This window comes from Streptomyces sp. NPDC007917 (genome assembly GCF_042959105.1).
Classification (GTDB): Bacteria; Actinomycetota; Actinomycetes; order Streptomycetales; family Streptomycetaceae; genus Streptomyces.
In genome coordinates this window covers 84,067-96,929 of sequence record NZ_JBIBKK010000008.1, presented here as the reverse complement: position 1 = coordinate 96,929, position 12,863 = coordinate 84,067, and the positions used below count along the sequence as shown (strand labels likewise).

10 protein-coding genes are annotated in these 12,863 nt (G+C 73.3%); 3 read left to right on the top strand and 7 right to left on the bottom strand.

The genetic code is table 11. The annotated features are described in order from the left end of the window. The first annotated feature begins 143 nt into the window (after positions 1-143). Positions 144-1,454, top strand: a complete 1,311-nt coding sequence (locus ACFZDL_RS17540; RefSeq protein WP_353588747.1) for an MFS transporter — start codon at positions 144-146, stop codon at positions 1,452-1,454. Between the two features lie 11 nt (positions 1,455-1,465). On the opposite strand, the gene ACFZDL_RS17535 is transcribed toward ACFZDL_RS17540, so the two are convergent. The 5 genes from ACFZDL_RS17535 to mshA all read right to left on the bottom strand — a co-directional run bounded on the left by ACFZDL_RS17535 (position 1,466) and on the right by mshA (position 8,013). After that, positions 1,466-3,493, bottom strand: coding sequence for a M48 family metallopeptidase (locus ACFZDL_RS17535; protein WP_353588749.1), 2,028 nt, complete (start codon positions 3,491-3,493; stop codon positions 1,466-1,468). Continuing rightward, positions 3,490-4,158, bottom strand: coding sequence for a SigE family RNA polymerase sigma factor (locus ACFZDL_RS17530; RefSeq protein ID WP_353588751.1), 669 nt, complete (start codon positions 4,156-4,158; stop codon positions 3,490-3,492). The genes ACFZDL_RS17535 and ACFZDL_RS17530 overlap by 4 nt, the downstream gene beginning before the upstream one ends. 112 nt (positions 4,159-4,270) lie before the next feature. Continuing rightward, the gene (locus ACFZDL_RS17525) at positions 4,271-4,792 is read right to left on the bottom strand and encodes a YbjN domain-containing protein (protein ID WP_353588753.1); all 522 of its coding nucleotides are present in this window, start codon (positions 4,790-4,792) and stop codon (positions 4,271-4,273) included. A 34-nt stretch (positions 4,793-4,826) separates the two neighbouring features. Next, positions 4,827-6,497, bottom strand: a complete 1,671-nt coding sequence (locus tag ACFZDL_RS17520) for a hypothetical protein (protein ID WP_353588755.1) — start codon at positions 6,495-6,497, stop codon at positions 4,827-4,829. A gap of 118 nt (positions 6,498-6,615) precedes the next feature. Next, positions 6,616-8,013, bottom strand: a complete 1,398-nt coding sequence (gene mshA / locus ACFZDL_RS17515; RefSeq protein WP_353588757.1) for a D-inositol-3-phosphate glycosyltransferase — start codon at positions 8,011-8,013, stop codon at positions 6,616-6,618. 171 nt (positions 8,014-8,184) lie between these two features. Here mshA and ACFZDL_RS17510 point away from each other — a divergent pair, with 171 nt between their 5' ends. Continuing rightward, positions 8,185-9,009 (top strand): class I SAM-dependent methyltransferase, encoded by an 825-nt coding sequence (locus tag ACFZDL_RS17510; protein ID WP_353588759.1) that lies wholly within the window; start codon positions 8,185-8,187, stop codon positions 9,007-9,009. Here the strand turns inward: ACFZDL_RS17510 and ACFZDL_RS17505 are convergent. After that, complete coding sequence (locus ACFZDL_RS17505; protein ID WP_353588761.1) at positions 8,978-10,624, bottom strand: APC family permease; 1,647 nt, start codon at positions 10,622-10,624, stop codon at positions 8,978-8,980. The genes ACFZDL_RS17510 and ACFZDL_RS17505 overlap by 32 nt on opposite strands. Positions 10,625-10,678: 54 nt before the next feature. Here ACFZDL_RS17505 and ACFZDL_RS17500 point away from each other — a divergent pair, with 54 nt between their 5' ends. Next, entirely contained in the window at positions 10,679-11,872 is a 1,194-nt protein-coding gene (locus tag ACFZDL_RS17500) for an ROK family transcriptional regulator (RefSeq protein WP_353588763.1), read from the top strand. A 17-nt stretch (positions 11,873-11,889) separates the two neighbouring features. Here ACFZDL_RS17500 and ACFZDL_RS17495 read toward each other — a convergent pair whose 3' ends face one another. Beyond that, positions 11,890-12,756, bottom strand: a complete 867-nt coding sequence (locus tag ACFZDL_RS17495; RefSeq protein ID WP_353588765.1) for a helix-turn-helix transcriptional regulator — start codon at positions 12,754-12,756, stop codon at positions 11,890-11,892. Between the last annotated feature and the right edge of the window lie 107 nt (positions 12,757-12,863).

Genomic DNA, 12,863 nt, shown 5'->3' with positions numbered 1-12,863 from the left:
GTCGAGCCTACTTGACCCCTATGAACGCGAAGCCTGACGCACCCGGTCAATCCAGTGGCGCACGGGGAGCCGGGGTCGGTAATTTGCGGGTACCGCTCGCACCGCTTACATACGCCGCGTTTTTTTGTACAGGGGGCCGCCCGATGTCCGTTGCGCTACCTTCCGTCGCCAGGCTGACACAGGCAGCGAGGGAAAGTGTCTCGGGCCTGCCCCGCGCCTTCTGGTGGCTGTGGACCTCCACGCTGGTGAACCGGCTGGGCGGCTTCGTCGCCCCGTTCCTTGCCATGTACCTGACCGTGGACCGCGGCTATTCGGCCACGTACGCCGGGCTGGTCGGCGCGCTGCACGGGCTGGGCGGGGTGGTGTCGGCGGTGGGTGCCGGGGTCATGACGGACCGGCTGGGGCGCCGTCCCACGCTGCTCGTCGCGCAGAGCGCGACGGCGGTCAGCGTCGCCGTGCTGGGCTTCGTCCAGCACCCGGTCGCCATCGCGTCGGTCGCGTTCCTCGTCGGCATGGCGACGAACGGATCGCGGCCCGCGGTGCAGGCCATGATCGCCGACATCGTCGCCCCGGAGGACCGGGTCCGCGCCTTCTCGCTCAACTTCTGGGCCATCAACCTCGGCTTCGCCTTTTCCGCGACGGTGGCGGGGCTGATCGCCGAGCACGGCTATCTGGCGCTGTTCCTGGGCGAGGCGATCATGACGCTGCTGTGCGCCGTCGTCGTCTTCGTCAAGCTGCCGGAGTCCCGCCCGGTGCGGGAGGAGGCGACGGGCGCGGCGGCTGCCGAGCCGGAGACCGGGCTCGGGACCGTCGTGCGCGACCGGCCGTTCATGGCCGTGGTGGCGCTGTCGTTCCTGATCGCGACGCTCATCCAGCAGGCGTTCGTGGCACTGCCGGTGGCGATGGGCGAAAGTGGCCTGTCCGGTACGGACTTCGGGCTGGCGATCGCCGTGAACGGGGTGTTGATCGTGGCCGTGCAGATCCCCGTCACCCGGTTCATCGAGCGGCACCGCGAGCCGACCCGGCTGCTGATCGTCGCCGCGCTGCTGATCGGCTACGGTTTCGGGCTCACCGCCTTCGCCGGATCGGTCGCGATCTACGCCCTGACCGTGTGCGTCTGGACCATGGGCGAGATCATCAACACCCCGATCCAGATGGGGCTCGTGGCCCGGCTCTCCCCGACCCACGGGCGCGGCCGCTACCAGGGGGTCTACGTGCTCTCCTGGTCGCTCGCGGCGCTCGTCGCCCCGCTGACGGCCGGGGCGGTGATCGACCACTACGGGGCGGATGTGATGTGGGCGGCCTGCGCGGTGGTGGGGACGCTGGCCGCGGTCGGGTACGCGGTGCTGATGCGCGCCATCGGGCCGGGGGCGGAGAGGGAAGGCGCGAGGGCCGCCTCGGGGGAACGCGGTGGAGACGGCTCCCGGCCTGATCACCCCGTCGCCGCGGGCTGAGCCACGCGGCCTCACCGAGTGCGCCTGGGCACCAGGGACTCGATGTCCAGACTCGGCCGCAGCACCGTCCCCGGCGTCCAGATCGGAGCGGTGGGCAGGGGCAAGGACGGGGCCGTGGTCGGCCAGGCCGAGTACCCGCCCGCACCCGGCACCTGCCCCGGCAGCCCGGCGCCGCCCGTGGCCGGGGCGTAGGTGCCGGTCGGGTGCCATCCCGTGCCGGGGTAGGTCCGCTCCCCGCGGTTGGCCCACAGCAGCCAGGACACGGCCGTCATCCCCAGCAGCACGGTGAGCGCCAGCACCCGGATGCCGGAGATACGCCGCTGGGCGGGCGCGGCCACGCCGGGCGTGATGCTGATCCCGGCGGGTCGCGACATGCCGGGAGGTCGCTCGCCGGCCGCCTCCGCCCCGTCCGGCGCCCTCTCCCCCGGCAGCGGCGCCCGCTCGTCCACCCCCAGCGCGGCCAGGTACAGGCCGAGCCGTTGGGTCTCCCCGGGGCGGCGTACGGCGGTGCCGGCCCAGTCCCGGATCGTCTCGGGCGCGATGCCCTCGGGCGGTACGAGGGTGCCCGGGCCGGTCCAGTTCATCGTCCAGTGCGCGCTCCCCCGTGCGACCAGCTGCGCCCCGATCAGCACGTACAGGGCCTCCGCGAGCAGGTCCAACGGGCCCTGCCCGGTCCCCGCGTGCCTCCCTTCGGCTCGCTCAGCGCTCTCAGTGCTCTGATCGGGTCGCACGCGGCTGCCCAGCGCGCGGGCGAGCGGCATCCGCCGTCCGCTGTCGAGCACGCGCAGGACCCGCTGGATCGTCAGCCCCCGGGGCGGCTCCCCGGATATCCCCTCGGCCTTCTCGACCGTGCGGACCGCCTCCGCCAGCGGCTTCAGCAGCCGCGTCGCCCGGTGTTCGGCCAGCAGCCCGAGCCAGTCCCGCCACGGCATGGTCGGCGTCGTCCCGAGGCCGGGGTACAGCGTGCGGGCCAGCTCGACCGCGTACCCTCGCGGCACCTCGACGGGCTCGGCGACGCCGCCCTCGGCGGGCCGGTCGGGGAGGCGGGACAGGTGGCCCAGGCGGGTGGCGAGGTCAGGGTGCGGGTCGTCGCGGTCGGCGGGCCGCTCGGCGGCCTTCGCCCGGAGCGCGGCGAACGGCTCCCGCAGCTCGGGGGCGTCCACCATGTCCGCGAAGGCGCGGAACGGATCGTCCGGTACGCGCCCCTCGGCCCGGCGTACGGGGGTGAGGAAACCCGCGACGAACTCCAGCCAGGCCACCTCCAGCGCGGACGCCGAGCGCAGGGCATCGGCGACGGTCCGCGCCCCGGCCACCCGGGCCGCCTCGCGGTCGGCCTCGAGCTCCTGGCGGCGCCGGACCGGCCGGGTGAGCAGGCGGAAGACGCGCGTGTAGCCGCGGAGCAGCAGCAGGGGCCCGCCCGCGTACAGCCGCACCAGGTCGTTGGCCGCCGCCGCGCTCCGGATCGCCTCGCAGGCGGCCACCAGCCCCGCCGAGCCGCGGTGGGCGAGGGCGCCGAAGCGGCTGTGGCGGCGGGAGAAGTGGCCCAGCTCATGCGCGAGCACCGCGCGCAGCTCGGCCGGCGGCAGGCCCACCACCAGGGGCAGGCCCAGGTAGAGGGTGCGGCGGCCGGGCACCAGGCCGAGGAACGAGGCGTCCTCGGTGACCGAGGCGTTGACCTCGGCGGTCAGCCGGATGGCGTCCGGCGGGGCGGTGCCCACGCCCTCGGCCAGCTCCTCGACGGCCGCCCATAACGCGGAGGCCCTGCGGCGGCTCGCCCACACCGTGTTCTCCGGCGGCACGGCGGGCCGCGCGGTGCGCACCACCGCCCACACCATGCCCGCCATGATCGGCGCGAACGCGGCGCAGGCCAGGATGGTGCTGGTGGGCGGCGCCGTACTCTCCGGCGTGCCGGCGGCCCACAGCCCCAGCACCAGGAACGCCACCCACACCAGGACCAGGAGCGCGACCAGCGCGTAGAAGACGACCAGCAGCACCAGGGCCAGCACGGCCCGGGCGGCGGCGACGGCAGTGGCGATCACGGCTGTCTCCGGTCGTGCGGCAGTCGACTCCGTGTGTGCGCGTCGCCGTGCAGCCCATCAAGCAGCCACGCCGCGGCGCCGCGCAGCGCCGCGGACAGCGGGTCGGTCCGCACGCCCGGGACCAGGGAATCCCCCGGCCGGCCGAGCTCCGGCGAGACGTCGAGCAACAGGGCGAGCCGGGCGCGGGCCTTGTGCAGATTGCTGCCGACGCTCCCGGCGCTGATGCCGAGCGCGGCGCCGATCTCCGCGTAGCTCATGCCTTCCAGGGAGTGCATCACGACCACCTGGCGCTGGCGCGGCGGCAGCATGCCGAGCGCGCGCAGCACGGCCAGCGCCTCGGAGGTCTCCTCCACGGTGGCGGTGGTGGCGGCCGGTACGGTGAGCTCGACCGGCTTCCACCGGAACCACCAGCGCCGGCCGTCGCGCGACAGCTTGCGGCGCATGGTGGTCGCGACCCACCCCTCCGGCGAGGCGCACGCCCGCACGGCCGGCCAGCGGCGCATCGCCTCGATGAACGCCTCCTGGACGGCGTCCTCCGCGTTCTGCCGATTGCCGCTGAGCATCACCGCGCGGGCGGCGAGCCAGGGGTAGGTCCGGGCGTAGAAATCTTCGAAGTCCTCAAACTCCCCTAAGTCTTCGCAGCCCTCGAACTCCCCGTTACCCATGGTCGGCCCCCATCTTGTCCTCCTTTGATGCTTCCCGGTCGGTGACCGGTGCACAAGGAAGAGGCCTCAGGGGACGAAATTCTTCACCGTGAATCGCCGCCGAGCGCCGCGCTCAGGCCTCGCGGGTCAGATGGGCGAACGCCGCCAGGTTCCGCGTGGACTCGCCGCGCGCCGTACGCCACGCGTACTCCTTGCGGATCGCGCTGGCGAACCCCATCTCCAGCAGCGTGTTGAAGCTGCCGTCGGCGTTCTCCAGCACCGTGCCGAGCACCCGGTCCAGCTCCTCCGGAGTGACCGCCGCCAGCGGCAGCCGGCCCACCAGATAGATGTCGCCGAGCTGGTCGATCGCGTAACTCATCCCGTACAGGCGGGTGTTGCGCTCCAGCAGCCAGCGGTGCACGGCCTCGTGGTTCTCGTCCGGGCGGCGGACGACGAAGGCGTTGACCGACAGCGAGTGCCGGCCCAGGCGCAGCGAACAGGTCGTGGACAGCTTGCGGGTGCCGGGCAGCGTGACCACGTACGTGCCGTCGGAGGGGTTCTCCCACTCCAGTTCGGCGTCGCGCAGCGTCTGCTCGATCACGGCCTTGGCGGCTTCTGTCGTGGCGGTCTGGTTCCTTACCTCGGCGTCACCCATGAACCGATCGTAGGCGACGGTACCGTTCCTAGCGCTACTGGTCAGCATTGACCAAATCAACATATTCCGGGCCAGGCGGGAGGCGTCTGGTTCCGGGTGCACCCCGAACGGTCCTGGGCGCGGGGAACGGCACGAGCTGGTCACTTCGGCTCCGGCAGGTCTTGCCGCCCGTGTGGGGCGTGCCTGTGGTCCTGGGTGGGCTCGTGGTCCCACGCGGCCTGGGCACGGATGCGGTCTGGCCGGTAGCTCTCCGCTGTCCGATCCTCTGGTCGGGAGCGGTCACACCTGGCCGACGCCGGATCCGTTGTCCCAGGCCGCGTCTGCCGATCGCCACCGCGGCCGCGTGATGCCGGGTGACCTTGGTCTTCGATTGATCGTCGAGGGGTGCTTGCCAGTGCTGGGCGCCCCAGCGGGAGGTGTAGGCCGGGTCCACGGCGACCACGACCAGCCCCTGGTGGTAAGCCATGCCGCGCAGCCGTTCCCGGAACCTGGCGGTGGGGATACCGGCCACCGTGCGCCGGAAGGCCTTGCCACGCCGGCCGCGCCCCATCGTCTCCCGGCCCGTGTGCCGGGCGTCGGTGAAACCCAGGTTCTCGACCACAATCCCGGTGCAGCCATACATCCTGGCGATTTTTGTCAGGGCGGTGACAGCGGTCCGCAGTCTGCCGTCCCGCCGGGAGGCAGGGCCGGTCAACTCCAGCGGCACGGTGATGGGCGCGCCGACCGGGTTGCCATGCGGGTCGAGCACGTACGCCGCGAGATGGTCGGCGTTCAGGTCGACCCCGAGCATGCGCCCGCCCGCCGCCCGGATCTCCTGCGGCGAGGGCAGCATGGTCTGCGCCGCCGACCACGAGGCATCGAGGTACCAGCGGCCGCGCACGGGGTCGTGCACGATGTCGTAGCGGACGGCTTGGTGCGCGGTCACGCGGTCCAGCCACTCTGGTCTGCGGTGGTGGAAGGTGACGGTGCAGGCCAGCCGGTAGCGGCCACGCGGCGCGTTCGCCAGATGCCTCAGCGGCTCAGGAAGCACAATCGTCACACTGCCGTCCGCCGGATCCACCGTGATGGTGTAGTTCCCATGCGGGGCCCCGGACTCGCCGTCCGCGGTGAGGAACAGCCGGGCCGCCTCCCACCGCTCGCGCCACCCCTCGGCCGTGAGATGGGCCTGGTCCAGGTGGTGCCGCAGCTTCGCCAGACGACGCCCGCCCACGACCACGGACGGCCGCCCCTCGGCGATGCGCTGCTCGACCACGGCAAGACGGGCTTTCAGTGCCTGGAGGCGGCGCTGCTTCTGAAAGCGTTCGCCCCGGCCCTGGTAGCCGCGCGTCCTGCCCTTGCGCTGCCCGCACGGCACCGCGAGGCGACGGGCAATCTTCTTGATGGCGCGGCGGAGCCCGGCACGCTCGTCGTACAGGCAGCGCATACTGAGCTGGTACTGGTCCTCGCTGACACGGGTCATCGCGCCCGCCCAGCGCGACCACGACACCCCGGTCAGCTTCTTCTTCCGCCCGGCCCGCCGGTTGTCCTTCACCGGCACCAGGCCGATCGCAACACGCTCAGCCAGATCCGCCCGCCCATGACGGCCCAGATGCTGCCCGGCCAGGGTGAGGACCTTCTCGTCCGCGCCATCGAGCCGCAGCCGGTCCCGAATCCGCGCACCCGAGGGCGCGGACACGGTGAACGGCGGCGCGATCGTACGCAACACACGCTTCCCCCCACGCTGACGCGCCACCGCTCCCCCTCTCCCGGGACACCACGAACTCAGCCGCCACCACCGATCATGCGTTCCCAGCACACACAGACCCCCTGGAAACCGCCCCCATTCACCCGGACGAGGGATACACCGGCCAGCCACGGCCAACAACCGAATCAGCTGCTGCCGACCCGCGCATCGCCTCCGCGTAGACGTCCGCCGTCGCCGCGGCCGCCTTGTCCCAGCCGAAGCGCTCGGCGTGGTGGGCGGCCCCACTGCTCAAACGATTCAGCAGCCTGGGGTCCCCGGAGAGGCGGTGCAGCGCCCGGGCGTAGTCGGCCGGGTCGTGGCCGGGCACCAGGATGCCGCTGTACCCGTCCCGTACGGCCACGGGCAGACCGCCCACCTCGGCGGCGATCACCGGCGTGCCGCAGGCCTGGGCCTCGACCGCCACCAGCCCGAACGACTCGTTGTAGGAGGGCATGACCAGCACCGACGCCGCCCGGTACCAGTCCGCGAGCTCGTCCTGGGTGCACGGCGGCCGGAAGCGGACCACATCGCTGACGCCGAGCCGGGCCGCGAGCTTGTGCAGCCGCTCCGGTTTCGCCAGCCCGCTGCCGCTCGGCCCGCCGACCACCGGCACGACGATCCGCTCGCGCAGCCGGGGGTCCTCGTCCAGCAGATGGGCGACCGCGCGCAGCAGGATGTCGGGCGCCTTCAGCGGCTGGATGCGCCCCGCGAACAGCGGTATCAGCGCGTCCGGGGGCAGGCCCAGACGCGCGCGGGCGGCGGCGCGGCCGTCGGCGGGCCGGAAGCGCTCCAGGTTCACCCCGGGGTGGACGACGGCGACCAGCTCGGGGTCCGCGCCGTAGTGGCGGACCAGCTCGTCCGCCTCCTCCTCGGTGTTGGCTATGAGCCGGTCGGCGGCCCCGACGATCTGCTCCTCGCCGATGACGCGGGCCGTGGGCTCGGGGGTGTCTCCCTCCGCGAGGGCGGCGTTCTTGACCTTGGCCATGGTGTGCATGGCGTGGACGAGCGGCACCCCCCAGCGCTGGGCGGCCAGCCAGCCGACGTGGCCGGAGAGCCAGTAGTGGGAGTGGACGAGGTCGTAGTACCCGGGGCGCTGCCCCGCCCAGGCCCCCATCACGCCGTGCGTGAACGCGCACAGCTGGGCCGGGAGGTCTTCCTTGGCCAGCCCCTCGTACGGACCGGCGTCCACATGCCGTACGAGCACGCCGGGCGCGAGCTCGACGGCGGGCGGGAGGGCGCCGGTGGTGGCGCGGGTGAAGATCTCCACCTCGATGTCGAGGGCGGCCAGCCGCTTGGAGAGCTCCACGATGTAGACGTTCATGCCCCCCGCGTCACCGGTGCCGGGCTGGTGCAGTGGCGAGGTGTGCACGCTGAGCATCGCGATCCGGCGCGGGCGGCGCCCGACGCGCCTCAGGCGCTGGTGGTGCGGCCCGCCGAACGCTCCGTGTCCGTGGGAACGGCCTCTCAGGCCGCCGAGCCGGGAAATATGCTGGCTCACCGCGCGATCCTCCTTGCCGGGACGGACTCGGGTAGCGGAATCCGGACGGGCCCCGTCAACCCGACAACACCGGAACCTCTCGTTCCCATTTCCGCTTTGCCGAAGCGTGTCCGCTCTTTGCCAAAGCGTGATGTTCCGGGGGCGGACACGTCGGCGCTTAGGCTCGGCGTCATGTCTGCCCGCGTCCCTCCGCAGCCCTCCTCGCCGCCGGGCCGGCCCATCGGGTCGGCGACCCGGGGGACCACCAACCCCAACCGGCTGCGCCGCATGGACCGGTGGATCGCCGCGGCCCACGCCCCCGCGCTGCGCCGCGCCGAGGCGCCCGTCGCCGTGGACCTGGGCTACGGGGCCGCGCCGTGGACCGCCGTGGAGCTGCTGGGCAGGCTGCGTACGGTACGGCCGGACGCCCGGGTCGTGGGCGTCGAGATCGACCCGGACCGGGTCGCCGCCGCGCGGCCGTACCGCCGGGAAGGGCTGGACTTCGCGCACGGCGGGTTCGAGGTGCCGCTGCCGCACGGCGCGCGGCCCGCGCTGATCCGGGCGGCCAATGTGCTGCGCCAGTACGACGAGGACGAGGTCGCCGACGTGTGGCGGCGGCTGTGCGCGCGGCTGGCGCCGGGCGGGCTGCTGGTCGAGGGGACCTGCGACGAGATCGGGCGGCGCCATGTGTGGGTCGCCCTCACCGCGCACGGCCCGCGCACCGTGACCTTCGCCGCGCGGCTCGGCTCCCTGGAGCGCCCCTCCGACCTGGCCGAACGGCTGCCGAAGGCGCTGATCCACCGCAATGTGCCGGGCGAGCCGGTGCACGCCTTCCTGCGCGACTTCGACCGCGCCTGGGCGGCCGCCGCCCCGTACGCGGCGCTGGGCGCGCGCCAGCGCTGGATACGCAGCGCCGAGGCGCTGCGCGCCGCGGGCTGGCCGCTCGTGGACGGCCCGCGGCGCTGGCGCCAGGGCGAGGTCACCGTCAGCTGGGAGGCGCTGGCGCCGCGCCCGTGACCCCGTCCGTCCCGTCCGTCCCGTCCGGGTCTGCCTTGTCCGCCCTGGCCGCCCCATGGCCGCGACCGCCGCCCCCGCGACCGCCGCCCCCACGACCGTCCAGATACTCCTCGCTGATCTCCTTGGGCCCGAACGGCCACACCTTCTCGAACCGGGACCAGAGCAGGAACGCCACACACCCCGCCGCGACCCACGCCAGCGACCATTCGATGGGATGGCGTCCGGGCGAGTTCTTGTCCGCGTATCCGTAGATCACCAGCCAGCCGACCAGCGCGACCACGCTCGGCACCGGATACAGCCACATCCGGTACGGCCGCCGCAGCGCCGGCTGCCGGCGGCGCAGCACCGTCACGGCGAGGACCTGCGCCAGCGCCTGCACGATGACCATCACCGTGGTGAGCAGCTGGATCAGCGTGGCCAGGTCGGTGTGGCGGCCGATCAGGAAGCCGACGGCCGTGACCACGCCCATCGTGGCCAGGCCCAGCACGGGGAAGCGGTGGCGCGGGTGGAGCGTGCCGTACGGGCGGAAGAAGACGCGTTCGCGGGCGGCGTCGTAGGGGACGCGGGAGCCGCCGAGCAGCCCCGCGAAGACCGACGCGAAGGCCGTGACCAGGATGAGGACCGTGACGACATCGGCCGCCCCCTTCCCCCAGGTCTCCTCCAGGACCGCGGACGCGACGGACTGCGACGCCACCGAATCGGAGTCGAGCATCTGATGCCAGTCGATGACGCCGAGGGTGCCGATCTGGAGCAGCAGGTAGATGCCCATGATGCCGAGGATCGAGGCGAAGATCGCGCGGGGCAGGGTGCGGCCGGGGTCCTTGATCTCGGCGCCCATGTACGCGGCGGTGTTGTAGCCGAGGTAGTCGTAGATGCCGATGGTCAGCCCGGCCGCGAAGCCGGTCCAGAAATGGCCGGACCCGAGGTCGAAGGCGTGCGCGGGGTACGTGAACGCCTTGTCCGGGTCGAAGTCGCTGAGCGCCGCGGCGATCACCAGCACCACGGAGGCGATCATCACGCCCCACATCACGGCGCTGAGCTTGGCGATGTGTTCCACACCCCGCCACAGCAACACCACGACCAGGGCGATGACGCCGAGCCCGACGAGATCGCCCTGCGTCTGCGTCATGCCGTGCCACAGATAGCCGAGGTACTGCACGAGACCGACCACGCCCGTGGACATGATCAGCGGGATGAACAGCATCGCCGTCCAGACGAACAGAAAGGGCATCAGCTTGCCGCTGCGGTACTGGAAGGCCTGGCGCAGATAGACGTAACTGCCCCCGGCCCCGGGCAGCGAGGCGCCGAGCTCGGCCCAGATCAGCCCGTCCGCCAGCGCCAGCACCGCGCCCGCGAGGAAGCCGATGACGGCCTGGGGCCCGCCGAAGGCGGCGACCATGAGGGGGATGGTCACGAACGGCCCGATGCCGCACATCTGGCTCATGTTGATGGCGGTGGCCTGGAACAGCCCGATCCGGCGGACGAATCCACCCTCGCCGTTCCCCTCGCCGTTCCCCCCGCCCCCGCCGCCGTTTCCGCCGCCCGCGCCGTCCCCACCGTCCGCGCCGCTCGCCCCGCCCGGCGGGGGCTTGCTGAGCGCCGGTCCTCCTGCCATCTGGACCTCCCTGGCTCGCCGTGCGAGTGTGATTAAGTTAAGGAGCCTTACTTGATGAGTCAAGACGCGGAACCCTGGAACCGGCAGCGGCTGCGCAGCAACAACGAACGCCTCCTGCTGGCCCGGCTGCGCGCCGAGGGCCCCGCCTCCCGCGCCCAGCTCGCCCGCGGGACAGGCCTGTCCAAGCCCACGGTCTCCAGCGCCCTGGCCGCCCTCGAAGAGGCCGGTCTCGTACGCGAGGCGGGCCGGCAGGCGCCGCCGGAGCGGGGCAGGGTCGCCGTGCTGTACGAGCCGGACCCGACCGCCGGTTACGTCCTCGGCCTGGACATCGGGCGCGCCTGGCTGCGCGTGGCCGCCGCCGACCTGGACGGCACCGTCGTCGCGCGCGCGGAGGTCCGCAACCGCGGCCGCAGCGCCGCCGCCATGGCGGACCTCACCGTCGCCGCCGCCCGCCGGGTCATCGCCGACGCCGGGGTGGACCCGGCCCTGGTCGCGCACACCGTCGTCGGCGTGCCCGGTGTCTACGACCCCGAGCGGCGCCGGGTGCGCTACGCCGACAACCTGCCCGGATGGGGGCGCGCGGGCCTGCTGGACCGGATGCGCGAGGAGCTGGGGACGCCGCTGTCGGTGCACAACGACGCGAACCTGGCGGCGCTCGGCGAGTACACCTTCGGCGCGGGGCGGGGCAGCAGGCTCTTCGTGTACGTCCTGGTGGGCACCGGGCTCGGCATGGGCGTGGTCGCCGACGGCCGGCTGTTCACCGGCGCGCACGGGGCGGCCGGGGAGATCGGCTTCCTGCCGCTGCTGCCCCAGGTGGGCGGCGCCGAGCGGCAGGGGCTTGAGGGTGCCGTCGCGGCCGAGGCGGTCGTACGCGCCGCCCGGGAGCTCGGCATGTCCGGGACCAGGTCCGAGCCGCTGACCGCCAAGGCCGTCTTCGACGCGGCGCGGGACGGGGTCGCGCCCGCGCTGGAGGCCGTACGGCAGGAGGCCGAGCGGCTGGCCCATGTGGTCGCGGCCGTCGCGGCCGTGCTCGACCCGGACCTGGTGGTGCTCGGCGGCGGCGTCGGCCACAGCGCGGACCTGCTGCTGCGGACGGTGGAGCTGACCCTGCAGCGGATCGGGCCGCTGCGGCCGAAGGTGGCGGCGAGCGCGCTCGGAGAGGACGCGGTGCTGCTGGGCGCGGTGGCGACGGGTCTTGAGGCTGCCCGGGAGCGGGTGTTCACCCGTACCCGGGAGGGCGGCGCGTAACGCTTCTCGCTACGCCACTACCCCACCGGCACCGTGCCGCGCGCCAGGGCCCGCAGCGCCTCGGCCGTCGGGGAGCCCTTCTCCACCGCGTAGGTGCACAGCACCTGGCCGGGGTCCGAGGGCAGGACGAAGGCCTCGAACCTCAGCTCAAGATCCCCCACCACCGGGTGCCGGATCAGCTTCGCACCGCTGGTCCGCTCCCGCACTTCCTGTTCCTCCCACCGCTGCCGGAACTCCTCGCTCCGTCCCAGCAGCTCGTGGAGGACCTGGCCCACCCGGAGGCTGTCGGGGTGGCGCCCGGCCTCCGCGCGCAGGCTCGCCACCGTCTCGTCGGCGACCGTGTCCCACTCCGGGTGCAGGGCCTTGGCGTCCGGGTGGAGAAAAACCAGCAGGGAGCAGTTGCGCTCGCGCTCCGGGATCGCCGCGTAGTCGAAGGCGATCCTGCCGCCCAGCAGGTTCCAGGCCAGGATGTCCCCGCCCGGCCCGAAGACGAAGGCGGGCACGGTCTCGTCCATGGCGTCCAGCAGCAGCCGGACCTCGGGCCGTACGCGCGGCCGGGGGCCGGGGTCCAGGGGCTGTCCGTGCCCGTGCCCGTGCCCGTGCCGGGGCAGCGTGATGTTGCGCAAATACATGTGCTCGGACGGCGTCAGCCGCAGCGCCCGCGCGAGGGCGTCCACCACCGAGTCCGAGACGGCGGGGGCGCGGCCCTGTTCGATACGGGTGTAGTAGTCGACGCTGATCCCCGCCAGCTGCGCGACCTCCTCGCGGCGCAGCCCCCGCACCCGGCGCCGTACGAGCCCTTCGGGCAGCCCCAGCTCGGCGGGGTCGAGCGCCGCGCGCCGCGCCCTCAGGAACGCCTTGATCTCCGGCTCCGCATCGCCCATCGCTCCATTATCCGCGGCGCGGCCCGGAGCCCGCCGCGGATGGTGCCGGAAGGCGGCCGTCCAGGTGGTTCTGCCAGACCCAGGTTGAACCGGGCCTGGTGTCCCGG